The 24,993-nt window shown below is 62.0% G+C and carries 25 protein-coding genes; 8 read left to right on the forward strand and 17 right to left on the reverse strand.

The genetic code is table 11. The features are described 5' to 3' along the window. Window positions 1-89: 89 nt before the first annotated feature. Window positions 90-1,364, forward strand: a complete 1,275-nt coding sequence (locus tag G8767_RS16575) for a hypothetical protein (protein WP_019746908.1) — start codon at window positions 90-92, stop codon at window positions 1,362-1,364. Window positions 1,365-1,378: 14 nt separating this feature from the next. After that, window positions 1,379-2,203, forward strand: a complete 825-nt coding sequence (locus G8767_RS35835; RefSeq protein WP_095970937.1) for an Abi-alpha family protein — start codon at window positions 1,379-1,381, stop codon at window positions 2,201-2,203. A 66-nt stretch (window positions 2,204-2,269) separates the two neighbouring features. Here G8767_RS35835 and hsaB read toward each other — a convergent pair whose 3' ends face one another. The 4 genes from hsaB to hsaA are packed head-to-tail and all read right to left on the reverse strand — an operon-like array spanning window position 2,270 to window position 5,817. After that, complete coding sequence (hsaB, locus tag G8767_RS16585; RefSeq protein WP_346842997.1) at window positions 2,270-2,854, reverse strand: 3-hydroxy-9,10-secoandrosta-1,3,5(10)-triene-9,17-dione monooxygenase reductase subunit; 585 nt, start codon at window positions 2,852-2,854, stop codon at window positions 2,270-2,272. Next, entirely contained in the window at window positions 2,851-3,753 is a 903-nt protein-coding gene (gene hsaC / locus G8767_RS16590) for an iron-dependent extradiol dioxygenase HsaC (protein ID WP_166810733.1), read from the reverse strand. Before hsaC ends, hsaB begins: the two co-directional genes overlap by 4 nt. Further along, the gene (hsaD, locus tag G8767_RS16595; protein ID WP_166810734.1) at window positions 3,753-4,631 is read right to left on the reverse strand and encodes a 4,5:9,10-diseco-3-hydroxy-5,9,17-trioxoandrosta-1(10),2-diene-4-oate hydrolase; all 879 of its coding nucleotides are present in this window, start codon (window positions 4,629-4,631) and stop codon (window positions 3,753-3,755) included. The genes hsaC and hsaD overlap by 1 nt, the downstream gene beginning before the upstream one ends. A 10-nt stretch (window positions 4,632-4,641) precedes the next feature. Next, on the reverse strand, window positions 4,642-5,817 hold the full coding sequence (gene hsaA, locus G8767_RS16600; protein WP_031332838.1) for a 3-hydroxy-9,10-secoandrosta-1,3,5(10)-triene-9,17-dione monooxygenase oxygenase subunit: 1,176 nt from the start codon (window positions 5,815-5,817) through the stop codon (window positions 4,642-4,644). Between the two features lie 195 nt (window positions 5,818-6,012). Here hsaA and G8767_RS16605 point away from each other — a divergent pair, with 195 nt between their 5' ends. Together G8767_RS16605 and G8767_RS16610 are read left to right on the forward strand one after the other, a co-directional pair. Continuing rightward, window positions 6,013-7,173, forward strand: a complete 1,161-nt coding sequence (locus G8767_RS16605; RefSeq protein ID WP_003945847.1) for a Rieske 2Fe-2S domain-containing protein — start codon at window positions 6,013-6,015, stop codon at window positions 7,171-7,173. Between the two features lie 2 nt (window positions 7,174-7,175). Further along, complete coding sequence (locus G8767_RS16610; RefSeq protein ID WP_007734099.1) at window positions 7,176-7,547, forward strand: hypothetical protein; 372 nt, start codon at window positions 7,176-7,178, stop codon at window positions 7,545-7,547. 73 nt (window positions 7,548-7,620) lie between these two features. Here G8767_RS16610 and G8767_RS16615 read toward each other — a convergent pair whose 3' ends face one another. The 7 genes from G8767_RS16615 to G8767_RS16645 all read right to left on the reverse strand — a co-directional run bounded on the left by G8767_RS16615 (window position 7,621) and on the right by G8767_RS16645 (window position 12,849). After that, window positions 7,621-8,454 (reverse strand): hypothetical protein, encoded by an 834-nt coding sequence (locus G8767_RS16615; RefSeq protein WP_166810735.1) that lies wholly within the window; start codon window positions 8,452-8,454, stop codon window positions 7,621-7,623. Window positions 8,455-8,650: 196 nt separating this feature from the next. After that, window positions 8,651-9,277 (reverse strand): TetR family transcriptional regulator, encoded by a 627-nt coding sequence (locus tag G8767_RS16620; protein ID WP_095970934.1) that lies wholly within the window; start codon window positions 9,275-9,277, stop codon window positions 8,651-8,653. A 74-nt stretch (window positions 9,278-9,351) separates the two neighbouring features. Further along, a complete protein-coding gene (locus tag G8767_RS16625; protein WP_124568881.1) occupies window positions 9,352-10,608 on the reverse strand; it encodes an FAD-dependent oxidoreductase in 1,257 nt (418 codons plus the stop codon). After that, window positions 10,608-10,799 carry a rubredoxin gene (locus G8767_RS16630; protein ID WP_007734094.1) on the reverse strand — a complete coding sequence of 64 codons (192 nt, stop codon included), beginning with the start codon at window positions 10,797-10,799 and terminating at the stop codon, window positions 10,608-10,610. The genes G8767_RS16625 and G8767_RS16630 overlap by 1 nt, the downstream gene beginning before the upstream one ends. Window positions 10,800-10,829: 30 nt before the next feature. Beyond that, a complete protein-coding gene (locus G8767_RS16635) occupies window positions 10,830-11,000 on the reverse strand; it encodes a rubredoxin (protein ID WP_042449409.1) in 171 nt (56 codons plus the stop codon). After that, the gene (locus tag G8767_RS16640) at window positions 10,997-12,172 is read right to left on the reverse strand and encodes an alkane 1-monooxygenase (protein ID WP_124568882.1); all 1,176 of its coding nucleotides are present in this window, start codon (window positions 12,170-12,172) and stop codon (window positions 10,997-10,999) included. Before G8767_RS16640 ends, G8767_RS16635 begins: the two co-directional genes overlap by 4 nt. Before the next feature lie 170 nt (window positions 12,173-12,342). Continuing rightward, a complete protein-coding gene (locus G8767_RS16645; protein WP_206029442.1) occupies window positions 12,343-12,849 on the reverse strand; it encodes an HIT family protein in 507 nt (168 codons plus the stop codon). A gap of 110 nt (window positions 12,850-12,959) precedes the next feature. On the opposite strand from G8767_RS16645, the gene G8767_RS16650 reads away from it, so the two are divergent. Further along, window positions 12,960-14,567: an FAD-dependent monooxygenase gene (locus G8767_RS16650; protein WP_166810846.1), complete on the forward strand. Its 1,608-nt coding sequence runs from the start codon at window positions 12,960-12,962 to the stop codon at window positions 14,565-14,567. Here G8767_RS16650 and G8767_RS16655 read toward each other — a convergent pair. The 6 genes from G8767_RS16655 to G8767_RS16680 are packed head-to-tail and all read right to left on the reverse strand — an operon-like array spanning window position 14,554 to window position 20,133. Further along, window positions 14,554-15,042: a VOC family protein gene (locus tag G8767_RS16655; RefSeq protein WP_166810736.1), complete on the reverse strand. Its 489-nt coding sequence runs from the start codon at window positions 15,040-15,042 to the stop codon at window positions 14,554-14,556. The genes G8767_RS16650 and G8767_RS16655 overlap by 14 nt on opposite strands. After that, on the reverse strand, window positions 15,039-15,791 hold the full coding sequence (locus tag G8767_RS16660; RefSeq protein ID WP_166810737.1) for an SDR family oxidoreductase: 753 nt from the start codon (window positions 15,789-15,791) through the stop codon (window positions 15,039-15,041). The genes G8767_RS16655 and G8767_RS16660 overlap by 4 nt, the downstream gene beginning before the upstream one ends. Before the next feature lie 3 nt (window positions 15,792-15,794). Then, window positions 15,795-16,838 carry a 4-hydroxy-2-oxovalerate aldolase gene (gene dmpG / locus G8767_RS16665; protein ID WP_020906144.1) on the reverse strand — a complete coding sequence of 348 codons (1,044 nt, stop codon included), beginning with the start codon at window positions 16,836-16,838 and terminating at the stop codon, window positions 15,795-15,797. Further along, window positions 16,835-17,737: an acetaldehyde dehydrogenase (acetylating) gene (locus tag G8767_RS16670; RefSeq protein ID WP_124568885.1), complete on the reverse strand. Its 903-nt coding sequence runs from the start codon at window positions 17,735-17,737 to the stop codon at window positions 16,835-16,837. The genes dmpG and G8767_RS16670 overlap by 4 nt, the downstream gene beginning before the upstream one ends. 8 nt (window positions 17,738-17,745) lie before the next feature. Beyond that, on the reverse strand, window positions 17,746-18,531 hold the full coding sequence (locus G8767_RS16675) for a 2-keto-4-pentenoate hydratase (protein WP_124568886.1): 786 nt from the start codon (window positions 18,529-18,531) through the stop codon (window positions 17,746-17,748). A gap of 3 nt (window positions 18,532-18,534) precedes the next feature. Beyond that, on the reverse strand, window positions 18,535-20,133 hold the full coding sequence (locus tag G8767_RS16680) for an FAD-binding protein (protein ID WP_166810738.1): 1,599 nt from the start codon (window positions 20,131-20,133) through the stop codon (window positions 18,535-18,537). 115 nt (window positions 20,134-20,248) lie between these two features. Between G8767_RS16680 and kstD the strand changes: the two genes are divergently transcribed. The 3 genes from kstD (at window position 20,249) to G8767_RS16695 (ending at window position 24,662) form a co-directional block, all read left to right on the forward strand. Continuing rightward, window positions 20,249-21,982, forward strand: a complete 1,734-nt coding sequence (kstD, locus tag G8767_RS16685) for a 3-oxosteroid 1-dehydrogenase (protein ID WP_185564823.1) — start codon at window positions 20,249-20,251, stop codon at window positions 21,980-21,982. Beyond that, window positions 21,972-22,829, forward strand: a complete 858-nt coding sequence (locus G8767_RS16690; protein WP_166810739.1) for a MaoC/PaaZ C-terminal domain-containing protein — start codon at window positions 21,972-21,974, stop codon at window positions 22,827-22,829. Before kstD ends, G8767_RS16690 begins: the two co-directional genes overlap by 11 nt. 69 nt (window positions 22,830-22,898) lie before the next feature. Next, window positions 22,899-24,662: a cholesterol oxidase substrate-binding domain-containing protein gene (locus tag G8767_RS16695; RefSeq protein ID WP_166810740.1), complete on the forward strand. Its 1,764-nt coding sequence runs from the start codon at window positions 22,899-22,901 to the stop codon at window positions 24,660-24,662. The last annotated feature ends 331 nt before the right edge of the window (window positions 24,663-24,993 follow it).

The raw sequence follows: 24,993 nt of genomic DNA on the forward strand, positions 1-24,993 counted from the left end.
ACAGTAGCCAACGAAACACCCACGAAGAGCGAAGTTTCGGCAATCATGTCCGAACGTGAGGTTCTCGGATATGAGGAGGATGTGCGACGGTGCCGGACCACTTGCTCGAACAGTTGATCACCATTCCTTTGTTCACCGGAATCATCGGGTACATCACCAATTGGTCGGGCGTCCTGATGCTTTTTGCGCCGATCAACTTCCACGGGATCAAAGTGCCCGGCCTCAAACTGCTCTTCCCGTTCCTTCCCCGGCGCGTCCAGGTGATCCCCGCGATCACGAGCGACGGCCGATTCGGTTGGCAAGGGATCGTCCCTTCACGGGCGGAGAAGATGGCGTCGATCGCCGTCGACAAATCCCTCGCGAAGGTCGGCAGCATTGCCGACTTCTACCGCGTTCTGGATCCGGACAGCATCGCCGAGCACTTGGTGAACATCTCACGCAGTGAAGTGCGCGGCGTGGTCACCAGAATCATGACGGCCGAGAATCCTCAGCTCTGGCACAACCTTCCGACGTCGGTGAAGGAAGCCGTCTTCCGCAAAGTGGAGGACGACCTGCCGGCCAGCGTGCGCATGATCACCGACCGCATCGAAGAGGACATCGACGAGTTCATCGACGCGAAGCTGATGGTGATCCGCTACCTCTCCTCGCATCCCAAACTGCTCAACGACATCTTCCGCACGATGGGCAACAAAGAGCTCCGGTTCATGCAGAACTTCGGCTTCTACTTCGGTTTCCCGATGGGCTTCGTGCTCGTCGGAATCCTCCATCTGGTTCCGCAGTGGTGGGTGCTTCCCATCGGTGGCGTGATCATCGGGTACATCGTGAACTACCTCGGAATCACGATGATCTTCGAACCGATCACCCCCAGCCGTTGGGTGCCGTGGCGGCAGGGACTTTTCCTGAAACGCCGCACCGAAATCATCGCCGGGTACGCAAAAACCCTGGCCGATCACGTCGTGACGCTCGAGAACATCGGCACCGAACTCCTCGAAGGTCCGCGCTCGGACCGAACGCGGCGGATGCTCGACCAGGTACTGCGCGAATCCGTCGACGACGCCGCCGGCTGGGCAAAGTCGGTCGTCAAGATGACCGTCGGTTCGCAGAGCTACAAGCGCCTGCCCGGCCTGGCCACCACCGAAGTGCTCGACCTGTACCCAAGGGTCTTCGAAGACGCGGAGTTCGCCGAGAGCCAGTCGGAGAAGATTCGTGTCTTCGTCACCGAACGCATGAGCATCCTTTCACCGGAAGATTTCAGCGAACTACTACGCTCAGCCGTCAAGCAGGACGAGTGGCTGTTGTTCGTACACGGGGCCGTGCTGGGCTCGTTTGCCGGTTTCCTACACCTCGCAATATTCGGAGTATGAGTCGGAGTATGAGTATGAGTGAGCACGACCACCGCCTGATCGTCGAAGCGGAATCGTACGACTGGGCTGCGGACATCACGCCGGTCGAATCCGTCGAAAAGCGTCTGATCCGTAGCCTTGTCGGGCTCACTGCCACGACGACGCTCACGTCGATCAAGCTGACGGGTTGGGCTTTCGGAACGGCGAAGGAGGCGACGCGACAGATCGTTCAGGCTGCCGCCGAAGCCGCGGCAGAAGCTGCTGAATCCGCCAACGTGCAATCCGAACGTCGGGCCGAGAACTCCAACGGAGACGGCTCGCGGACGGAGAACCTGCGGGCTGCAATGGCGCCTCGTACCAACCGCAAACAGAGCGTCGAGGCCACTCTCGCGGCGCTGCGGGCACGCGGCGACAGGTTGCTGGACCGTTCCGCGGACGTGACCGATCGCGACGATCTGCACCCGGCCTACGACCGGATCCTCGACGAGATCGCGCCGGACGAAGCTCGAATTCTCCGGCTGTTGGCCACTTCAGGTGCGCAACCGAGCGTGGACGTACGCACGGCGCGTCCGTTCGGCGTCGGCTCGGAGATGATCGACGAGGGTTTGTCGATGATCGGAGAACTGGCGGGATGCCGGCATCTGGATCGCATCAGCGCCTACCTGAACAACCTGCATCGGCTCGGTTTGGTGGCGTTCTCACGCGAGCCCGTCGAGGCCGACCGGTACCAGGTGGTCGAGGTGCAGCCGTCGGTGATCGAGGCGGTCAAGCGCGCGGGACGATCCAACAAGATCGTCCGTCGTAGCATCCTGCTGACGCCGTTCGGTGACGACTTCTGTCATACCTGTTTTTCGCTGTAGGGCCTCCGGCCCCGTGAGTGGTTAAGGAGCCCCTGGACTCCTTAACCACTCACGGGGGGCTTGCCCCTACAGCCAGGTATCTTCCGTCGTGGTCGTCAGGAAAGCTTCCAGATCGTCACGCCAGGTAGCCGGGACTGTCTTGTCCGGCTCGATGCCCGTGTACTGCCCACGATAGAAGAGCAGCGGGCGTTCGGTCTTGATCTCACTCATCGACGACACCCGACCGAAGACGACGTAGTGATCGCCGCCGTCGTGGACGGTTTCCACCGTGCAGTCGATGTGTGCGAGAGACTTGTCGATGATCGGCGAGCCCAGAGGTGATGGCGTCCAATCGATACCGGCGAACTTGTCCGGCTCACGTGACCCGAAACGAGCACACACCGCCTGCTGTTCCTCCGCCAACACGTTGACGGCGAACTTCCCGGTCCGCTCGATTGCCGCCCACGACCGAGAACCCTTGGTGGGGCAGAACAACACCAAAGGCGGGTCGAGTGACAGGGCGGCAAAGGATTGGCATGCGAAACCGACGGGCTCACCGTCGGCGACTGTCGTGATGATGGTGATACCCGTGCAGAACTGCCCGAGAACCGTGCGGAACTGGCGTGGATCGATCGCCTGCTCCGCACTCACCGACGCGTCGGGCGAACTCACGGCTTCATTCCCACCGTGAAGTCGTGACCCCACAGGCTCACGGCCGTACTTTCCCTCGCGATCCAGTTTTCGTCCTCGACCTCTAGTCCCTCACAACCGAATTCGATGTCGAACCCGCCCGGAGTCTTCATGTAGAACGAGAGCATCTCGTCGTTGACGTGGCGACCGAGCGTCGCCGACATCTTGACCTTCTTGCGCAGTGCTCGGTCGAGGCACAGTCCGACGTCGTCGGAGTTCTCCACCTCGAGCATCAAGTGCACGATGCCCGTCGGGTTGGGCAACGGCAGGAACGCCAAGCTGTGGTGACGCGGGTTGCAGCCGAGGAACCTCAGCCACGCCGGGTCGCCGTCCGCGGGTCGGCCGACCATCTGCGGAGGCAGACGCATCGAATCGCGAAGTTTGAATCCGAGTACGTCGCGGTAGAACCGCAGCGACGCGTCGTCGTCATCGGTGGTGAGCACGACGTGACCGAGGCCCTGCTCCCCCGTCACGAACCTGTGTCCGTACGGGCTCACGATCCGGCGGTGTTCGAGAGCAGCGCCGTGGAACACCTCGAGGGAGTTACCCGAGGTGTCCTCGAACGCGATCATCTCGACGACACGGCGGTCCTTGAGCTGCTCCGCCGTGCCTTCCTTGAACGGAACACCGGCTGCCGACAATCTGTCACGGATATCCTGCAGCTCAGCCGCATTCGCGGTTTCCCAGCCCGAGACGAGCAGACGGTCGGTGTCGTTCGGAACGATGACAAGACGCGCCGGGAAGTCGTCCATACGCAGATACAGCGATTCCGCTCCGACGCCCTTGCCCTCGATCATTCCGAGGATCTTGAGTCCGTACTCGCGCCACGCAGCCATGTCGGTGGCCCCGATGCGCATGTACGCCAGAGATCGAATACCCATCATTTACCTCCGTCGAGCAGGAAGTCGGTTGCGAGCCGGTTGAATTCGTCGAACTTCTCGAGCTGCGCCCAGTGACCGCAACCGCCGAAGACGTGGAGCTGCGCGCGCGGGATCATCTTGAGCGCAACCAGTGCGCCGTCGAGAGGGTTGACCCGATCCTCACGGCCCCAGATCAGCAACACACGCTGACGCAGCTTGTACGCCTCGCGCCAGAGCATGCCGAGCTCGAAGTCGCCGCTGGAGAAGGACTTACCCATCGCTTTGGCCGCAGCGAGCGACTCGGGAGTGCTGGCCGCAGCAAAACGTTCTTCGACGAGTTCCGGTGTGATCAGCTTCTGATCGAAGACCATGATCCGCAGGAACGCTTCGAGGTTCTCACGTGTGGGCTGGTAGCTGAACTTCCCGAGGTTCTTGACGCCCTCGGTGGGGTCCGGCGCAAACAGGTTGACACTCAGACCGCCGGGGCCCATCAGAACGAGGCGACCGGCGCGGTCCGGGTAGTCGAGCGCAAAGCGGACAGCAGCGCCACCACCGAGCGAATTGCCCAGCAGATCAACGCGACCGGTGATCTCGAGCGTATTCAGGAGATCGTTGAGCGCCGACGCACTGTGAACGAAGTACTGCGGATGCTCCGTCGGCTTGTCGGACTGCCCGTAACCGGGCTGATCGACCGCGATGACGTGAAAGTTCCTCGCCAACACCGGAATGTTGCGGGCAAAGTTCGACCACGACGACGCACCTGGGCCGCCACCGTGCAGCAGCACGATGGTCTTGTCGTTGCCGACGCCTGCCTCGTGGAAATGCAGTTTCAGATCGGGGCGCACTTGCGCGAACCGCGAAGTGGACTCGTAGGTGAGGGCTTCTTCGGTGGTTGTCACTGAGCCTCCTCTAGACCATCGTGTCGGTGATCGGCAGACCGAATTCGCCGGTTCCGAACATGACGTATGCACGTTCGGGATCGTTCGCGGCGTGGACGCGACCAGCGTGTGCGTCACGCCAGAAACGCTGAATCGGCGTGCCGTTCTGCAGCGCCGTGGCGCCGGAGTTCTCGAAGAGCTTGTCGATCGAAGCGATCGCACGGCCAGTGGCGCGCACCTGGTCACGTCGAGCGCGCAGGCGTAGTTCCATCGGAACCTCTTCGCCCGCAAGGATCAACGCGTACTCGTCGGCGACGTTGCCGGAGAGCTGACGCCACGCGGCGTCGATGTCGCTGGACGCCTCGGCGATGCGCACCTTGGCGAACGGATCGTCCTTCGACTTCTCGCCGGCGAACGCAGCGCGAACGCGCTTGCCCTGGTGCTCGACGTGCGCTTCGTAAGCGCCGTACGCCATTCCGACGATCGGTGCCGAGATCGTGGTGGGGTGAATGGTTCCCCACGGCATCTTGTAGACCGGTGCAGTGTTCTTCTCCAGGCCCGGGGCGGTCAATTCGCTCATCGCCCGGAAGCTCAGAACGCGATGCTTGGGAACAAAAACATCCTTGACCACAACGGTATTGGAGCCGGTTCCACGCAGGCCGACCACATTCCACACGTCGTCGATCTGGTAGTCCTCGCGAGGAATCAGGTAGCTCACGAAATCGACTGCGCGGCCGTCCTTGAACACCGGACCACCGAGAACGGCCCAGCTGGCATGGTCACAACCCGAGGACCACGCCCACGCACCGTTGACCTTGTATCCGCCCTCGACTACTTCACCCATACCCATCGGAGCGTAAGAGGACGAGATGCGCACGTCAGTGTCGTTGCCCCACACGTCTTCCTGCGCCTGCTGAGAGAAGAGGGCGAGGTGCCAGTTGTGTACGCCGATGATCGAGGAGACCCACCCTGTGGAACCGCACGCGCTGGCGATCTTCTTGACCGCGGAGTAGAACAGCACCGGATCGGCTTCGTATCCGCCCCACTGCTTCGGCTGCAGCAAGCGGAAGAAGCCTGTTTCCTGGAGTCCCTTGATGGACTCGTCGGGGATACGACGCAGATCCTCGGTCTCCTGTGCGCGCTCGCGCAGTGCCGGTAGTAGTGCGTCGAGCCTCTGCATCACCTCGTGGCTGTCATGGTTACCCACTTCGACGCTCCCGTCTTCCTCGATCGGTTGGTTCACTTACACTTGAGACTAGAACACGTTCTCTTTTCTGTCGAGACGCTGACAAAGGTCCCGTTTGTGGCCGCAATGCTGTAACAAGTGCCCCCAAAATCTGGCGGAACCGGATCGAGTTCTATAACGTGTTCTACTAACAGCTAGAAGGGATGTGAGGTCACAATGGCGCAGATTCGCGAGATCGACGTCGGAACGGTGCAGACTCGTTTCGCCCGCGGTTGGCACTGCCTGGGTCTACTGAAGACCTTCAAGGACGGCAAACCGCACGCGATCGAGGCTTTCGGTACGAAGCTCGTGGTGTTCGCCGACAGCAAGGGCGACATCAAAGTTCTCGACGGATACTGCCGTCACATGGGCGGTGACCTCACACAAGGCGAGGTCAAGGGCGATTCCATCGCCTGCCCCTTCCACGACTGGCGCTGGGGCGGCAACGGCAAATGCACCGGCATTCCTTATGCCCGCCGCGTGCCTCCGCTCGCACGTACCCGCGCGTGGACGACCCTCGAGCAGAACGGTCAGCTCTTCGTCTGGAACGACCCCGAGGGCAATCCACCGCCCGAGGAGATCGTGATTCCTCGTATCGAGGGCGCGTACAGCGACGAATGGACCGACTGGACCTGGAACTCCATGGTCATCGAGGGTTCCAACTGCCGCGAGATCATCGACAACGTGGTCGACATGGCGCACTTCTACTACATCCACTACGCCTTCCCGACGTACTTCAAGAACGTCTTCGAAGGTGAGATCGCCACTCAGTACCTCAACACCACAGGCCGTCCCGACATCGGAATGGCCTCCCAGTACGGCGGCGACACGCTGCTTCGCTCCGAAGCTGCGTATTACGGGCCGTCGTACATGGTCAATCCCCTGTGGAACAGCTACAGCGGATACGAGGTCGAGAGTGTTCTGATCAACTGCCACTACCCGATCAGCCCGGACTCGTTCGTGCTGCAGTGGGGCGTGACGGTCAAGAAGCCGACGGGCGTCTCCGACGAGATGGCCGACAAGTTGGCCGGCAAGTTCACCGAGGGCATCAGCGAGGGCTTCCTACAGGACGTCGCGATCTGGAAGAACAAGACCAAGATCGAAAATCCCCTCCTCTGCGAAGAAGACGGCCCCGTCTACCAGCTACGACGCTGGTACGAGCAGTTCTACGTGGACAAGGCCGACGTCACCGAGAAGATGACGCAGCGCTTCGAGTTCGAGGTGGACACCACCAAGGCAAACGAAGCCTGGCACGCCGAGGTCGAGGAAAACCTCGCACGCCAGAAAGCCGAGAAGGAAGCCGCAGCAGAAGCGGCAAAGAAAGAAGCAGAGGTCTAATCGTGAGCGCCTCGATCGGAACCGACGCACGGTGGGCTCGCTGGGCCAAGGCTCCGGACTTTGCCGGGCAAACGGAACGGCTCGAGGCGATCGCGGCCCAGACGATCGAGGACAAGCACGAATACCTCGACTCGGGTCTGCAGGAAGTCGACTGCAAGGCATGCGGTGCCTGCGTACTTGTTCGCAAGAACACGTACAAGCACACCAGTGTTCAGTGGACTTCCGACCCGGCGCTGCGTTGCCACACCTTCAAAGAGGCAATTGCTTCCGGGCAGTCGACGGCGTTGAAAGACGGTTGCCCGAAACTGCACGACAGCATCGCCGACGCAGTAAGGGACGGCACCATCACGGTGCGTGATCCCGAGGTCAGCTGACCCGATTGTGCAGAACGAGGGCCGACCCACCACGAGTCGGCCCTCGTTGTGCGTTCCGGCAACTGTGCGTCTGTCAGGCAGGCGGTCGCACTTTCCGTGCAGCCACCGCATAGACGTCGCTCGACGTGGTGAGCGAGTTCTTTCCGCTGACTGCCGGCACTCCCCCACGGAGATTCACCGCCCAGTTGAGCGCACCCAGTGGTCCGCATCCGCTAGCCCCCGGCGCCGCAAACGCAGCATCCGAATGTGGGACTGCCGGAAACACTGCACCCGGGAACTCACCGATGGGTTCCGATGGCGGGTTGCCTGTTGTCGTCAGGTAAAGGTTGATCGGATTCGAGATCGAACCGATGTAGCAATCGTCGCCCAGCAACGGATTCGACAGTTTCAAGCGGACCGGCATCGTGAGTTCCTGCTCAAGGACCTTCAGATCCGGGACTCCCACCGATTCGACTGTCGCGCTGATCTGAGTCAATCCGAGCGGAGTATCGATCCCGAGCGCACCCCCTGGCACCGAAATCGGGTTGGAATAGACCCCGTTGGACCCGTCCTGCTTGGCGACGAAGGTCTCGACGAAACTGTTGTCGGGCTGGGTCGCGTATTTCACCCCGCCCGCAACCTTGAGACTGCCGTCCGGGATCGGCACCGAAAGTGCACCCAATTTCATGGTCCCTCCCCGCACCACGACGGTGGCGCACGTCGTCACCTCGAGATCCTCGATCGGGCACGTGCCCCAACCGTCGAAGGTCAACGGATCAACCTCCGGCGCACTGGAGGAACCGAGTGATCCTCCCCCGGAGGACCCTGACGAGGATTCGTCGGCGACTGCCACACCTGCCCCGGCCATGACAAACGATGCAACTACCACAACGGTCGACAACACTCGAGATTTATTGCGGCTCTTCATCTTCGAATTCCTCCATCGTTGACGGAACTTCACGAGAGCCACCCCTGCGGATCGCACCTCGATCTACGCCCGGCACGCTACCGAGAAGTGAGACGCGGATTCACACACAACGGCGATATTTCCCACCAAAGAACTACGGCGATCACGCTCGATCGAACTTCCGTCCTAGCTCGGAAACCGTATCGATCCCATTGGCTCAGTTCGGTTCGACTGCTCCCGAACCGATGACCTGATCGAGGAACGGCCCGAACATCTCCCCCAGGTTCTCGGCGATCTGATCGGGAGTACCGAAGGACAACGTCACGTGACTGATCGCGAGACGCACTATCGTGCTGCCGAACATCTCGGCATGGACGCGGTCGACGTTCGCCCAACTGGTCATGAAGATCTCGGCCAACCTCGCGCTCGCATGTTCGAGCAGCGGAGTCCCGTCGGTGGTGACCAGGCTCAGCAGGTCATGTTGCGGGCGAGGACCGACAATGCTGACCACCATCGGATCCCGGGCACCGGCGTCGAAAAAGGCACGGAAGGCTGCCGAGACCGCGCCCCGCGGATCCGAATGATGCAGCGTTACTTCACGTTCCACTTCTTCGAGAAACTCGTCGACAAACCGGATGAGGTATCCGGACGCCAACCCCTGCCGGGACGTGAACTCCTTGTACAACGTCTGCCGGCTCATACCCGCAGCTTCCGCGATATGCGCCATGGTGATGTCGTTCCACGATTTCTCGGTCAAGAGTTCGCGTGTGGCGTCGAGCGCTGACGCACGGAGAAGTTGACGAGCTGCCTCGTGGTACGGGACACGGGCACGAGCGGTGGACATATCGGGAAGATTTCCATCGCCCGTGCTCGGTGTCAAAACGGTGGACACGCAAGCCACAGAAGTCACGAGTGCACTCAGCGCACCGGTGAGGCGACAAGACCCGCCGCAAGTTCGGTCAGATCCCTGTTTGTATCGGCGAGTACGTCGGCGCTGAGGTCCGGGGAGCGTTCGATCATGGTTCGGACGGCGCGAATGTCCTTCGGCCGCCCCACGCTCACAGCACCGACGATATTTCCGTCGCGCGTGCAGATCGCGGTGAAATCGTAGGAGTCCAAGTCTCCGCGGACGATCACGGTGTCATCGGCACCTGGCCAACCGGCTACCTGGATGTTGCGGCCGAATTGGTTCGACCAACTCCACGGGACGGATTCGAAAGGTTCATCCTTTCCCACGATGGTCTTGGCAACTGCGACGCCGTGGTCCTGCGCAGTGTTCCAGTGCTCACCACGGTGCATGCCGCCGAGAAAACCGTTGGGCACGTTGGCTACATCTCCGATCGCGTACACACCATCGACAGACGTCCTGAGGTATCGGTCGACCGAAATCCCGTTGTCCACCGCAATACCCGCCGCAGCAGCCACATCGGTATCGGGCAAGGATCCGATTGCGACGACGGCCAAGTCCGCCGTCCACTCGCGTCCGTCACGCGCACGTGCGGTGACACCGTCGACACCTGCAGTAAGCGTCTCGAGATCGACTCCCGTCTGAAGGTCGACGCCCGCGAAGTTGTGCAGCGCAGCGATCCGCTCCGCTATCGACGGTGGTAGCAACCGGGACAGGGGCAGTGGCTGGGCTTCGAGAACCTGCACACTGCAACCCAAGTCGCGTGCGGTCGATGCCACCTCGGATCCGATCAATCCGCCACCGACAACCAGCAGCGAGGATCCTTCGGCCAGCTGAGATTGCAAGCGTCGCATGTCTGCGATATCCCGAAGATAGTGAACGCGCTCGGAATCGTCCGCGGCCAACCGTCGGGACCGTCCACCCGTGGCAAGAATCAGAACGTCGAAGTCGATGCTCTCGGCGTCGTCCAAATGTACTGTGCGGGTATCGGTGTCGATACTCGTGACAGTCTTGCCGATCCGGAGGTCGATGCCCTCCTCGCTCCAGAACGTCGAGGGCCGCAACCGAACCCGATCGATCGACGCTTTCCCGGACAGAAGTTCTTTCGACAACGCCGGGCGTCGGTACGGCTCCTCGGGTTCGCTGCCGATCAGGATGATGCTGCCGCCGAACCCTTCCTTGCGCAGGGCCTGCGCCGCACCGGCACCGGCGATGCCCGTGCCCACGATCACCACGGTGCGTGTGTCGGACTCGCGGACCGCTGTCATCAGCGGTCCACCTCGACCATCTCGAAATCGACTTTGGCAGCACCACAATCAGGGCAGGACCAGTCTTCGGGAATCTCGTCCCAGCGAGTGCCCGGCTCGATACCGTCGTCGGGCCAGCCGATCGCTTCGTCGTATTCGAACCCGCACTGGAGGCAGCGGAACAATTTGTAAGCAGTGGCAGTCTCGGACATCGGTTTTCCTTTCGTCGGTGGGTAGTTCGATCAGGATTGCGCGACGAGCGTGAAGTCGACCTTCTCGCGGACGCCGCAGTCGGGGCAGCACCAGTCGTCCGGGATACTCGACCATGGCGTGCCGGGCGGAAAGCCCTCTCGCGCAGCACCTGTCGATTCGGTGTACGTGTAATCACAGATCGGGCAGATGTAGGCGTTCATGCGTTCACCCCGTAGGCCGCGAGGATCTTGGCCCGCTTCTTCGGCGCGATGTTGACCTGGGTGATGTCACCTCGGTAGTGCGCGAGGACGCGGTGATCCATCACCTTGCGCCACAAGGGCGGAACTGTGGCGAGCATGATCATGCTGGCGTACCCGCTCGGGAGCTGAGGTGCCTCTTCCATGCTGCGAAGCGCCTGGTAGCGACGCGTCGGGTTCGCATGGTGATCGCTGTGCCGCTGCAGGTGATAGAGAAAGACGTTGGTGCAGATGCGATCACTGTTCCAGCTGTGCGCCGGCGTGCATCGCTCGTACCGTCCGCTTGCGGTTTTCTGACGCAGGAGTCCGTAGTGCTCGAGGTAGTTGATCGCTTCGAGCAGCGAGAATCCGATGAAGGCCTGGATCACGAGGTACGGCGCAATACCGATCCCGAACACTGCAAGCGCGACACCGAACAGAACAACCGACATGAGCCAGGCGTTGAGAACGTCGTTCTTGATACTCCAGTGTGTGGTGCCCAAACGCTCGAAGCGGGTCTTCTCGAGATGCCACGCCGACTTCAATCCCCCGGCGACGCTGCGCGGCCAGAAACCGTAGAGGGTCTCACCGAAGCGCGAGGTCGCCGGATCTTCCGGAGTCGACACTCGCACATGGTGGCCACGGTTGTGCTCGAGGTAGAAGTGACCGTAAGCACTTTGTGCGAGAACGATTTTGGACAACCAGCGCTCGACGCTTTCCTTCTTGTGCCCGAGTTCGTGGGCGGTGTTGATGCCGATTCCGGCCGTCACACCGATCGTCACTGCGAGTCCGATATTGGAGAGAACGCTCAAATCCCAACGCGCCCAGATGTAGCAGGACAGGAAGAAGGCCGTGTATTGCAGCGGCAGATAGGCGTAGGTGCACCACCGGTAGAAGCGGTCGTTCTCGAGTTCGTCGATCACCTCGTCGGGCGGATTTTTCCCGTCCTCGCCCGCCAGAATATCGATGACAGGAATGAGGGCAAAAGCAATCAGCGGGCCGGTCCACCAGAAGACATTCCATCCGGTGGCGGTAACAAGCCCCACTGCGATGAAAGTTGCCGATGACGGAATCAGCGCCAACAGCCATAGGTAGCGTTTCCGGTCTCTCCAAGTTGCGAGCCGACCATCTGGCTCGGTGTAAACCAACGCCGCCATCGAATTCTCCAGTTCTCGTTCGAATCAGTGAGTGCGTCCTGCGCGGCAAACCGCGACACGAACAACATCTATGTATAGAGAGTGGACAAATTGCGGTCTTTTGTCAACGATTTTGAGGGTAAAAGTTTTACAAACACGCCAATTTGTACATGGCAGGATGCGGCTGCAGATCAGCGTTCAGGAAATCGAGGGCGCAAAAGTGCAGCGAAAGGCGCGCGAGCCTCGGGCGGAACGTATGCCGCCTCGCCATGTCGGGCATACAGGCGATCGGATTCGTATCTCGGAAATACGTGGACGTGGTGGTGCCAGACGTCTTGGTTGCCCGCCGGTTCGTTGTGCTGCCTGGTCGAGATACCGTCGCAGCCGTAGGCTTCACGAATTGCAACAGCCACAGCCTGAACGAGGTCGAACACCGAGTGCCCGACGCTCGTCGGCAAAGTGTAGAGATTCTCGAAGTGTTCGATCGGTGACACAAGTACGTGGCCGCGGTTGCCCGGCCACCACTTCGGGGAAACCCGAGCGATTGCATGGTCGGTTCGAGCAACCAGGTCTGTCGACGCGTTGTGCTCGTCGAACTCGCCGAGCGCGTAGCGACAGAACGGGCAGCGATACCCCGGCGGCTCATGATGCAACTCGTCTGCCTTCACGTCGCGATCTTCCCACGAGCTCAACGTCATCAACCCGTGCAGAATGTCCCTAAATGTCTGATTTGCGCGAATTTCCCCAAAACAAAAGTTCGCTTACCCATACTGAAATGACCGACTGTCCTCGACGTGAGTGGGTCCTCATGGATACCGACGTATTGGTAGCGGGCGCCGGCCCGATCGGATTGACCACCGCGATCGAGCTGCGCAGACGCGGTATCTCATGTCGGATAATCGACCCCCTCGACGAACCGCGGCAATACGCGAAAGCCGTCGGGATTCAGCCACGCACTCTCGAACTCTTCGAGAACATGGGGGTGCTCCGCCAGGCGCTTGATGCCTCGACATTGATGCGCGGTCAAATCATGTACACGAACGGCGTCGAGGTCGGCCGCGTCGACCTCACCCTCCCCGAGGACGTCCCTTACTGGTTCCTCTGCCTGCCCCAGTATTCGACGGAGCGCATCCTCACCGAGCGCCTCGCCGAATTGGGGACAACCGTCGAACGCGGAGTCGGCCTTACCGCATTCGAACAATCCGACGACGGCGTCACCTGCACACTCAGCGACGGCAGCACCGTGACAGCCCGGTACCTGGTGGGTTCCGACGGCGCTCACAGCGTGGTCCGCAAAGGGCTTGGCCTGAGCTTCGAGGGCGGTGCGTTTGCCGAAAGCTACATGCTCGGCGACGTCGAAGTCGACTGGTCGATCCCCAGCGGCTACTCCGTCCGAGCCAACCACACCGCCGACGACGGAACCACCGACGACCTACTCGTGTGCATCCCGCTCCCCGGACACAAGCGGTACCGCATGTCGATGCTCGTTCCGGAAGAGTTGATGCCGGACGAATCGTCGAACAAAGCCGCTGTACAACATGGCTTTTCAACCGGCACGACACCTGAGCTCCATCACATCCAAGCAGTGCTGGACAGACTGTCCCCAGAACCGACAACCGCCTCGACGCTGCGGTGGTCCTCGGTATTTCGCATCAGCCACCGCATCGTCGACGCCTACGGTCGCGGGCGGGTCTTCGTCGCCGGTGACGCCGCACATATCCATCCCCCGACTGGAGCGCAGGGCATGAACACCGGGATACAAGATGCCCACAATCTCGCATGGAAGGTAGCGCTCGCCGTCAAGGGTGTTGCGAAATCGGATCTTCTCGAGACCTACGACGCCGAAAGGCGGCCGGTCGGTGAAGAAGTCGTCGGGATGACGGTCCGAAATGCTCGAGAAGGAATCGGTTCGGGAGAGTCTTCCATCGACACGGCAATGCGGCGCCAGGCTCAATTGTTGATCGACTACTCGGAGAGTCCGCTGAACACCGGGCGTAACTCTTCGAGTCCACACGTTCAACCGGGCGAGCGTGCACCCGATGCACGCGGAATGCGCCGAGACGGTGTGCAGTATCCAATTCGGCTGTTCGACTTGCTGTCCGGAGTCGACCACACGTTACTGCTGACTTCGGACGGATCCGCAGAGAGCATCAACAACCTGGAGAAGGTGGCCGACGCCGCAATTCGATCAGCGCACGGCTTGCTGGACGTCTACGCGATAGTGCCACCGGGAACCGTGACCGTCGACTCGCTGGTGCCGACCATCGAGGACAACGCCTCGCAACTGTGCGCCGCGTATGGGGTCGAAGGTACGACGGCGCTGGTCATTCGCCCCGACGGCTACCTCGGATTCCGTGGTCACCCGGAGAACGTTTCCGATTACTTCACGAAAGTGTTTGCCGTCAATCAGGAATGAGCGAAGCGAACATCAACCGAATCTCGGGCGAGAGCTTCATCAACTCGACGTATCCACCCAACGGCCCGGCATCGAGGTAGGAGAACTCCATGCCGGCGCCCTCTACCCGACCTTGTTGCACCACCGACATTCCGCGATGCTCGGCCTCGAGCAACGTCGCCTCATAATCGTCTGGAACCCAAGCCATGTGATGAACTCCGACGCCGTGAGTCTCCAGGAACTCCGTGTACAGGTTGCGTCCGGACACTGGTTGGATCAACTCGAGCTGTTGGCTGCCCGCATATCCGATCGACACGTGAACGACATAGTCGGCAGGCTCACCTCGATACGTTGTGGTCTCTGGACCAAAGGCGATGTCTGGCATACGTAGCCATCGCTCCACTCCCCACTGCCGAGTGAACTCCTGTTCGGCGGCCTCGATGTCCTCGACCACCCAGCAGATCTGGAAGATCGGTCCCGAGACCAACGGGGTCATGCCATTTTTCCGTTGTCCACCGAGTAGACGGCCCCGTGTATCGCCGAGGCGTCGTCGGAGGCAACGAAAGCCACCATCTTCGCAACGTCCTCGGCTTCCATCAAGCCACGCGGCGAGGCAACCTTCATGACGAGATCGAAGTCGACTCCGTCGGGGAAGGTGAATCCGGTAACTTGAGGAGTCATCATGCCGCCGGGGCAGATTGCGTTGACACGCAGAGACTTTCCGGTGAACTCCATCGCCATCGCTCGGGTCAGACCGATGAGTCCGTGCTTGGCAGCGCAGTATCCAGCCGAGTACGCCTGCCCTTCCAGCCCCGCGATCGAGGAGACGTTGACGATGTTGCCGCCCCGTTCCAGCAAGTGCGGCAATGCTGCGCGGGAAAGGAAGAACGGTCCGTTCAGATTGACCGCAAGGTCATGTGCCCATTCGGAATCCGCAACATCCGCCGTGTGACGAAGCGAGTGGGATCCCGCCACGTTGACGAGGATGTCGATACCACCGAGTTCGTCGACGCACGCCTGCACGGCCGCATCACACTGAGCGGAATCCGAGACGTCCGTCGCCGCGAAACGACGCTCTCCATCCGCGCCGACCACCTCGACCATCGACTGTCGCAGCTTTTCCTTGTCACGGGCGATACCGAAAACCTGTGCGCCCCTGCGGTGGAGTATCTCGGCCACCGCGCGCCCCAACCCTGAGGACGCGCCGGTCACCAAGGCCACTTTTCCGGCCAGTACGTCTGCCATGGGCTAGGAAGCCGCTGCTTCGCGCTGGAGTTCCAGTGCGATGTCGATCAACTGATCTTCCTGGCCGCCGACCAACTTGCGCTTGCCTGCGCGTACCAACAGCTCCGCGGACGACACTCCGTACCGCTCGGCCTGACGCTCGGCGTGCTTGAGGAAGCTCGAGTACACGCCGGCGTAGCCCATCATCAGTGCCTGACGATCGAGCAGGCATTCCTGCGGCATTGCCGGGCGCACAACGTCTTCGGCTGCATCGGCGATCGCGAAGAAGTCGATACCGGTCTTGACGCCGATCTTGTCGCAGACACCGACGAAGGCCTCGACCGGGGCGTTGCCGGCACCGGCACCGAACCGACGGGTGCTGCCGTCGATCTGCTTGGCTCCCGCACGAACTGCCGCGATGGAATTGGCGACGCCCAGGCCCAGGTTCTCGTGGCCGTGGAAGCCGACCTGAGCATCGTTGCCGAGTTCCTGAACCAGCGCCTCGACGCGATCGGATACCTGCTCGAGTACCAGCGCGCCGGCCGAGTCGACCACGTACACACACTGGCAACCCGCGTCGGCCATGATGCGGGCCTGCTTGGCCAGCTTCTCCGGCGGAATCGAGTGAGCCATCATGAGGAATCCGACGGTTTCGAGTCCACGCTCACGCGCGAGACCGAAGTGCTGGATGGATACGTCCGCCTCGGTGCAGTGAGTTGCGATGCGGCAGATAGACGCACCGTTGTCCTGCGCAATGACGATGTCGTCCTTGATGCCCAGCCCGGGCAGCATCAGGAAGGCGATCTTCGCGTTGGTCGCCGTCTCGACTGCAGCTTTGATCAGTTCCTGCTCGGGAGTCTTCGAGAAGCCGTAGTTGAACGAGGACCCGCCGAGCCCGTCGCCGTGAGTGACCTCGATGACCGGCACTCCGGCTCCGTCGAGGGCACCGACGATTGCCCGTACTTCTTCGACGGTGAACTGATGACGCTTGTGGTGGGAGCCGTCGCGCAGCGACGTGTCGGTGACGCGGATGTCCCAGCTCGAATCGAAATGAATCATGTCGCTCATGCCTTCACACTCAGAAGCTTCTGGGCGATTTCCTCGCCCACCTTGGTGGCTGCTGCCGTCATGATGTCGAGGTTGCCCGCGTACGGGGGCAGGAAGTCGCCTGCGCCTTCGACCTCGACGAACGTGGTGACCGTGGCATAGCCACCGGAAACGACGCTCGGTTCGTCGAACTGCGGTTCGTTGAGCAACCGGTAACCCGGCACGTACTGCTGGATGTCCTTGACGACGCGGTGAATGGAGTCGGTGATCGCGGCCCGATCGGCGTCCTCGGGGATAGCGCAGAAGATGGTGTCGCGCATGATCATCGGCGGGTCTGCGGGGTTGAGGATGATGATCGCCTTGCCGCGCTGTGCGCCGCCGATGGTCTCGATACCGCGGCTGGTGGTCTTGGTGAACTCGTCGATGTTCGCGCGAGTTCCCGGGCCGGCGGACAACGACGCCACGGAGGCGACGATCTCGGCGTATGCCACGTCGACGACACGCGATACCGCGTAGACGATCGGAATGGTTGCCTGCCCACCGCACGTGATCATGTTGACGTTGGGCGCGTCGAGGTGCTCGCGCAGGTTCGCGGGCGGAACCACAGCCGGGCCGACCGCGGCCGGAGTCAGGTCGACGGCACGGATACCGGCGGCCTCGTAGCGGGGTGCTGCCTCGCGGTGCACGTATGCCGACGTCGCCTCGAAGACCAGGTCCGGTTTCTCCGCCTGGCTGAGCAACCAGTCGACGCCCTCGGCGGAGGTCTCGAGTCCCATCTTGCGAGCGCGTGCCAATCCTTCACTCTCGGGATCGATTCCGATCATCCATCGCGGCTCGAGCCACTCGGAGCGCTGCAGTTTGTACAACAGATCGGTGCTGATGTTTCCCGATCCGACGATCGCCACACTTGCCTTGGTCATGACTACTCCTACGTGAACTGAAGAGAGACGGAGCCGAGGCCGCTGAACTCGGCTCGGAAGTTGTCGCCTGGATGAGCGTCGATCGCTCGCGTGCACGAACCCGGCAGAACGATGTCGCCGGCCTTGAGCCGAACCCCGAACGTGTCGACCTTCTGCGCCAACCACGCGACAGCGGTGACCGGGTTCCCGAGAACCGCATCGCTGCGCCCCTCCGCAATCCGCTCGCCGTTGCAGGTCAGCACCGCGTCGATCGCCTTGATGTCGATGTCCGACGGGCGAACTCGTTCCTTGCCGAGGATGAACCCCGCCGAGGAGGCATTGTCCGCGATGGTGTCCGAGAGGCCGATCTTCCAGTCCTTGATCCGGCTGTCGATCAATTCGATGGACGGCGCATAGGCGACAGTTGCGTCGATGACGTCTTGTTCGGTACACCCGGCGCCCGGCAGATCTGCTCCCAGAATGAAGGCGACCTCCACCTCGACGCGTGGGAAGCAGAACCGCGAGGTGTCGACCGGACGGTTCTCGAACTCTTCCATCTCGGCAAGCAGATGACCGTAATCGGGCTCGTCGACGCCCATCATCTGCTGCATCGCCAGTGACGAGAGCCCGACCTTGTGTCCGACCACCTTTGCGCCACCGGCAACTCGACGCCGGATGTTGATGAGCTGGATCTCGTAGGCATCGACGACATCTATTTCCGGATAGTCGGCGATCAGCGGACTGATCGGAGCGCGGTCCCGTTCCGCCGAATCGAGATGGTCGGCAAGTTCGCCGCGGATCTGCGTCGAGAGCATCGATCAGGCCTTTCCGACTGTTGCGAATGTGGCTGCATGCTGGCCGGCACGACGGCCGGAGAACACGCAGTCGGCGAGCGACAATCCGCTCACATACGAGTTGGAACAGATACCGACGGCGGTACGGCCGGCGGCATACAGGCCGGGGATACCCTCCCCGGCCTCGTTTTTCACCATGCCGGACGATTCGTCGACCACCAATCCACCGAGCGTGAGCATCGGGCACGGATTCATCATGTTGGGCTTGATCGAGACGTCGTACATCGTGAACGGTGCAGACAGTATCGGCCTGACGAAGTCCGACGGTTTGCCCATCGGATCAGGTTGTCCGGCAGCGGCGGCGGAGTTGTGCGCGTCGACTGTGGCTTGAAGGCCGGCGACGTCTATCCCCGCTTTGCGGGCGACCTCGGCAATGGTGTTGCCACGGACGGCGGTACGCATCATGCCGGTGGTCTGTACTCGCTGGAACCACATCGACTGGTCACCGATCTGCGACTTCGCTTCACGAACGAGTGCGGAATCTGCCAGCAACCAACCGATTCCGCGGCTCTTCTCCGCCATCGCCTGACCGAGTGCGGCACCGTAACGGGACTCGTCGACGATCCGCTCTCCGGATTCACCCACCAGAACCGAACCGAGAAAAGCGCTGGGCGGGACGATGAATCGCCAGGCTGAGACATTGCCGAGTTTGTCGGTCGCTCCCCCGGCCTCGATGCCGAGGTTGATGCCCTTGCCGTCGTCGCCGGAGGTGCCGAGCGGGATACCGCCCTTGTAGGCAGGGGCATGGGTGCGCATCATCTCGCGATTGGAGACGAAGCCGCCGGCGCTCAGGATCACGCCTCCGCGCGCCTGGATGCGAATCCGCTTGGCGTACTTCTTCTCGATCTTCGCGATGAGTGCGTCGAGAATCGTGCGCAACTGCGGCGCGTAGACGCCGGGTTTGGAGGACAGGGATCCGAGCGTCGCGTGCCGGTGCCGAACTCCGGCAGGAGCGTCACGAAGCGTCAGTGCTTCGACGCCGATCACCCGGCCGTCCTCGATGATCAGCCGGTCCGCTCGCGTCTGGCCGAGCAACTGGACGCCCTTCGCCTCCGCGGACTTCGCGAGCGGGCCGTACAGCATCTTCCCCGAGGTGCCACGCCCCTTGGCACGATGACCGCGCGGAGCAGGCTTTGCGATGTCACGGAACCCACCGGCAGATTCGCTGCCCGAGAAGTAGAGGTAGTGCTTGTTGCTCGGGTACGACGTCTTGTAAGGACACAGTGAGGCCTCGAACGGCACTCCGTGACTGCGCAGCCAGTCGATCGACGCCGGGCTCTCGTCGACGAACCGGCGCAGGGTCTGCGGCGTCACCGCGTCACCGACCTCGCGGTTCAGGTAGGCGAGCATGGCTTCGGGACTGTCCTCGATGCCGGCTTCCTTTTGAATCACGGTGCCGCCACCGGCGTAGTAGATTCCTCCGGAAATCGTGCTGGCGCCACCACCGAGCGCTCGGTCGATCGCCAGAACCGATGAACCGGCCGCTACCGCTTCGAGCGCCGCGCTGGCGCCCGCCACACCGAACCCGACGACAAGGACGTCAACCGAAGTATCCCAGGTCACACCGCACCATCCTCAATCTCACTGCAACGTGTTTCGTTATCAATGACAACGTCCGGAAATACTTCCTGGCAGAAAGCATGGACTGACACCCCCATCATTCTATAACGTGTTCTACATGAGCAAGCAGGAATACGACATCGTCGTCGTCGGCAGTGGTGCCGCAGGTATGACAGCGGCCTTGACCGCAGCCCACCAGGGCTTGAGTGTGGTCATCGTGGAGAAAGCCGCCCACTACGGCGGATCGACCGCCCGTTCCGGTGGTGGGGTCTGGATCCCCAACAACGAGGCACTTCAAGCGGACGGTGTCACCGATACGCCAGAGGCCGCACGTTCCTACCTGCACAGCATCATCGGCGACGTCGTCGCTCCCGAACGCATCGACACCTATCTCGAGCGCGGTCCCGAGATGCTCTCGTTCGTGTTGAAGAACAGCCCGCTCGAACTGCAGTGGGTGCCCGGCTACTCCGACTACTACCCGGAAGCTCCCGGCGGACGCCTCGGTGGCCGCAGTGTCGAGCCCACCCCGTTCGACGGCAACAAGTTGGGCGCCGACCGCAAGAACCTCGAGCCCGACTACGTCAAGGCCCCCAAGAACTTCGTCATCACCCAGGCCGACTACAAGTGGCTCAACCTGCTGATGCGCAATCCTCGCGGACCCCTGCGCGCCATGAAGGTCGGCATGCGATTCCTCGCAGCCAAGGCCACCAAGAAGGATCTGCTGGTTCGCGGCCAGGCACTGGTCGCCGGTATTCGACTCGGACTTCAGTCCGCCGGAGTACCCATCCTGCTGAACACCCCGCTGACCTCCCTGTACACCGAAGACGGCGCAGTTCGCGGCGTCAACGTCCTCGTCGACGGCGAGGAGCAGGTCATTCGCGCCCGCCACGGAGTCGTGTTGGGATCCGGCGGATTCGAGCACAACAAGGAAATGCGTGAGAAGTACCAGCGCGCACCCATCGGCACCGAATGGACCGTCGGCGCGAAGGCCAACACCGGCGACGGCATCCGCGCGGGCCAAGAAGTCGGCGCTGCAGTCGATTTCATGGACGACGCCTGGTGGGGCCCGTCCATTCCACTGACCGGCGGCCCGTGGTTCGCTCTTTCCGAGCGCACCCTCCCGGGCTGCATGATGGTCAACATGTCGGGCAAGCGCTTCGGAAACGAGGCCGCTCCGTACGTCGAGGCAACCCATGCGATGTACGGCGGTGAGTACGGTCAGGGCGAAGGCCCCGGCGAGAACATCCCGACGTGGATGATCCTCGATCAGCGCTACCGCAACCGCTACACGTTTGCCGGTATCACTCCCCGCTCCCCCTTCCCCGGCCGCTGGCTCAAGGCCGGCATCGTGGTCAAGGCAGGAACCATTGCCGAATTGGCCGAGAAGACAGGACTTCCCGTCGCATCGCTGACCGAGACCGTCGATCGGTTCAACGGCTTCGCGCGCAACGGCAAGGACGAGGACTTCGGACGTGGCGACAGTGGATACGACGCGTACTACGGCGATCCCCGGCTGAAGAACCCCAGCCTCGCCGAAATCAGCAAGGCTCCGTTCTACGCCATCAAGATGGTTCCGGGTGACCTCGGTACCAAGGGCGGAATCTGCACCGACGTCAACGGCCGAGCACTACGCGAAGACGGAAGCGTCATCGACGGCCTCTACGCCGCCGGCAACGCGAGCGCTCCGGTCATGGGCCACACCTACGCCGGACCGGGCGCGACCATCGGTCCCGCAATGACTTTCGGTTACCTGGCCGTACTCGACATCGTCGAGCGCGCAAAGAAGGCCGAGACCACCGGAGCAACGGCATCAGCTGCGACTGAAAAGACGGCGGTCGACCATGCCAATTGATCCGAAGATCGCGCTCGGCGCCGAGCTTGCCCCACAAGAGTTCTCGTGGACGCCGTCGGACGTGCAGCACTACCACTTGGCACTGGGCGCTGGAGCACGTCCGCTCGATCCGAGCGAACTGCGCTACCTCGACGACGAAAAGCCTCAGGTACTACCCACCTTCGCCACCGTCGCCGCCAACTTCCACGCCACCGAAGCCCCGAAGGTCTCGTTCCCCGGCGTCGAAATCGATCTGGCGAAGGTAGTCCACGGAAGCCAGGAAGTCACTGTCCATCAGCCGATCCCGGCAATTGGAAGTGGCCGCACCACAACTCGAATCGCCGAGGTCTGGGACAAGGGCAAGGCCGCGGTGATCGTGCAGGAATCCGTCACGGTCGACGCCGAAGGCAACCCTCTCTGGACCGCTCGCTCGTCCATTTTCGCCCGCGGCGAGGGTGGTTTCGGGGGTGAACGTGGTCCGTCGGAGTCGATTTCGCTTCCGGATCGCGAACCAGATGAGACAGTGGTGACGCCTGTGCTTCCACAGCAGGCTTTGCTGTACCGGATGTGTGGTGATCGGAATCCGTTGCACTCGGATCCGCAATTCGCCTCCGCGGCAGGCTTTCCAGCGCCTATCCTGCATGGACTGTGTACTTACGGAATGGTCTGCAAGACCGCAGTGGATACCATGCTCGACGGCGACAGCAGTCGGGTAGCCGGATTTCGGGCCCGCTTTGCCGGGGTCGTATTTCCCGGCGAGAACTTGAGTATCCAGATCTGGAAAGACAATGGGCGACTCCTGATCTCAGCTTCTGTACTGGAGCGCGAAGCTCCTGCTCTGGCTGACGTAGTTCTCACTCTTGTCTGATACCCACCTGTCTGATACCCACCTGTTAGAACTCACCGCAGTTCTCGAACCCGATGGAGTAGCCCGAAGATGACGGCACAAGACGAAAAGTTCCGACTGTCCCGACGAGGTTTCATGGCGGCTGGAGCCGGCGCCGTGGCAGCGACCGCATTCGCCGGCTGGACGCCCGCCTATGCCGTCCCCGCCGGCTCCTCCGGCTCCGCGGGTGGTCCCGTCTCCACCCTCACGCCGCCGCCTGCCTTCCCCGAAGGCATCGCGCTGTACCAGCAGGCATATCAGAACTGGTCCAAAGAGATCATGCTCGACGCGATCTGGACCTGTTCGCCCAAGACGCCCGAAGACGTAGTCCGCCTCGCGAACTGGGGACACGCCAACGGTTACACCATTCGCCCCCGCGGCGCCATGCACGGTTGGACACCGCTGACCATCGTCAACGGCGCGCCGGTCGACAAGGTCATCCTCGCCGACACCACAGTCCACCTCACCGGCGTCTCCGTCAACGCCGGCGGCAGCCCGGCTACCGTCACCGCAGGACCCGGCGCGACCCTCGACGCCATCACCACCGCACTGCAGGCACAGGGCCTCGGATTCGCGAACCTGCCGGCACCTGGTGTGTTGACCATCGCCGGCTGCCTCGCCGTCGACGCTCACGGCGCAGCTCTTCCCGCCGAAGGCGAAGCGCATGTTCCCGGACAGACTTTCGGCTCACTCTCCAACCTCGTCACGTCCCTGACCGCGGTGGTCTGGAACGGTAGTGAATACGCACTGAAGACGTATGCACGTAGCGACGCGGCGATCAAGCCGCTGCTGACTCACCTCGGACGCACCTTCCTCACCTCCGTCACCTTGCAAGCCGCTCCCAACTACCGCATGCGCTGCGTCAGCCACACCGACATCGGTTGGCAGGAACTCTTCGGCGCCCGCGGCGCGTCCGGACGAACCTTCGAGAAGTTCGTCCGCGAAAACGGTCGCGCAGAAGCAATCTGGTACCCCTTCACAGAACGCCCGTGGATGAAGGTGTGGTCACTTGCCCCCACCAAGCCGCCGTTCTCGCGTGAGGTGACCGGACCGTACAACTACATCTTCTCCGACAACCTCCCGGAGCCGGTCACCGACATGATCGGCCAGATCAACGCCGGAAACCCGGGCATCGCACCGGCATTCGGCCAGATCATGTACGCCACCACCGTTGCCGGACTCGCCGCCACCTTCTCCAACGACCTCTGGGGATGGTCCAAGGACGTACAGTTCTACATCCGGGCCACCACCCTGCGCCTGACCGAGGGCGGCGGCGCCGTCATCACCTCCCGCGCCAACATCGGCCAGGTCATCCACGACTTCACCCAGTGGTTCAACGGCCGCATGGAGTACTACCGCTCCATCGGACAGTTCCCCCTCAACGGCCCCGTCGAAATCCGCTGCTGCGGCCTCGATCAACCGTCCGAGGTCGAGGTCGACTCGGCAGGCGCCCCCACCATCTCGGCCATGCGCCCCCGCCCCGACCATCCGGAGTGGGACACCGCCATCTGGCTCAACGCCCTCGGCGTCCCCGGAACCCCCGGCATGTTCGCGTTCTACCGCGAAATGGAACAGTGGATGCGCAATCACTACAACAACAACGACGCCACCTTCCGCCCCGAGTGGTCCAAGGGCTGGGCGTTCGGCCCCGACAAGCCGTACACCGACACCCCGATCATCACCCAGGGCCTCCCCCAGACCTACCGCGACGGCGTCCCATCGAGCGACAACTGGGACACCGCCAACGCCGCATTCAACGCGTTGGATCCGCACAAGGTCTTCAGCAACACGTTCCTGGACCAGTTGTTGCCCTGAGGTTCACGAACCACCTACACGCTCTGACAACTCGACGGTCGTCGCCACTCCCAGCATTCGGGAGTGCGGCGGCCGTCTGCGTATGCGCTTTGGGCGTCGGTCGCTGACCTTATCTACCTCACACCCCAGCGCTGAACAGCCGAAGCGAAAGGCGAGCAAGAAGTTCAGGACCCCACCCTCCGTCACATGGTGCCGAGTCACGTAAGTCACGGCGGCGCAGTCGCCGTTGTCGAGACGTCAGTGAACGACGTGAAGGATGGTCTGATCACGAGGGGCGGTCAACGCACAGAGAGACGGCTTCTATCTACGCTGCTCGTCGCACGCCGAACCA

The sequence above is a fragment of the Rhodococcus sp. IC4_135 genome, assembly GCF_011602025.1.
GTDB lineage: Bacteria > Actinomycetota > Actinomycetes > Mycobacteriales > Mycobacteriaceae > Rhodococcus_F > Rhodococcus_F baikonurensis.

What these genes read in the sequence shown, in the direction of transcription:
- G8767_RS35835 (WP_095970937.1), top strand. Translation starts at nt 1,379, where the DNA reads ATGAGTGAGCACGACCACCGCCTGATCGTCGAAGCGGAATCGTACGAC.
- hsaC (WP_166810733.1), bottom strand. Translation starts at nt 3,753, where the DNA reads ATGGGTATTCGATCTCTGGCGTACATGCGCATCGGGGCCACCGACATG.
- G8767_RS16605 (WP_003945847.1), top strand. Translation starts at nt 6,013, where the DNA reads ATGGCGCAGATTCGCGAGATCGACGTCGGAACGGTGCAGACTCGTTTC.
- G8767_RS16615 (WP_166810735.1), bottom strand. Translation starts at nt 8,454, where the DNA reads ATGAAGAGCCGCAATAAATCTCGAGTGTTGTCGACCGTTGTGGTAGTT.
- G8767_RS16620 (WP_095970934.1), bottom strand. Translation starts at nt 9,277, where the DNA reads ATGTCCACCGCTCGTGCCCGTGTCCCGTACCACGAGGCAGCTCGTCAA.
- G8767_RS16625 (WP_124568881.1), bottom strand. Translation starts at nt 10,608, where the DNA reads ATGACAGCGGTCCGCGAGTCCGACACACGCACCGTGGTGATCGTGGGC.
- G8767_RS16630 (WP_007734094.1), bottom strand. Translation starts at nt 10,799, where the DNA reads ATGTCCGAGACTGCCACTGCTTACAAATTGTTCCGCTGCCTCCAGTGC.
- G8767_RS16635 (WP_042449409.1), bottom strand. Translation starts at nt 11,000, where the DNA reads ATGAACGCCTACATCTGCCCGATCTGTGATTACACGTACACCGAATCG.
- G8767_RS16640 (WP_124568882.1), bottom strand. Translation starts at nt 12,172, where the DNA reads ATGGCGGCGTTGGTTTACACCGAGCCAGATGGTCGGCTCGCAACTTGG.
- G8767_RS16645 (WP_206029442.1), bottom strand. Translation starts at nt 12,849, where the DNA reads ATGACGTTGAGCTCGTGGGAAGATCGCGACGTGAAGGCAGACGAGTTG.
- G8767_RS16650 (WP_166810846.1), top strand. Translation starts at nt 12,960, where the DNA reads ATGGATACCGACGTATTGGTAGCGGGCGCCGGCCCGATCGGATTGACC.
- G8767_RS16655 (WP_166810736.1), bottom strand. Translation starts at nt 15,042, where the DNA reads ATGACCCCGTTGGTCTCGGGACCGATCTTCCAGATCTGCTGGGTGGTC.
- G8767_RS16660 (WP_166810737.1), bottom strand. Translation starts at nt 15,791, where the DNA reads ATGGCAGACGTACTGGCCGGAAAAGTGGCCTTGGTGACCGGCGCGTCC.
- dmpG (WP_020906144.1), bottom strand. Translation starts at nt 16,838, where the DNA reads ATGAGCGACATGATTCATTTCGATTCGAGCTGGGACATCCGCGTCACC.
- G8767_RS16670 (WP_124568885.1), bottom strand. Translation starts at nt 17,737, where the DNA reads ATGACCAAGGCAAGTGTGGCGATCGTCGGATCGGGAAACATCAGCACC.
- G8767_RS16675 (WP_124568886.1), bottom strand. Translation starts at nt 18,531, where the DNA reads ATGCTCTCGACGCAGATCCGCGGCGAACTTGCCGACCATCTCGATTCG.
- kstD (WP_185564823.1), top strand. Translation starts at nt 20,249, where the DNA reads ATGAGCAAGCAGGAATACGACATCGTCGTCGTCGGCAGTGGTGCCGCA.
- G8767_RS16690 (WP_166810739.1), top strand. Translation starts at nt 21,972, where the DNA reads ATGCCAATTGATCCGAAGATCGCGCTCGGCGCCGAGCTTGCCCCACAA.
- G8767_RS16695 (WP_166810740.1), top strand. Translation starts at nt 22,899, where the DNA reads ATGACGGCACAAGACGAAAAGTTCCGACTGTCCCGACGAGGTTTCATG.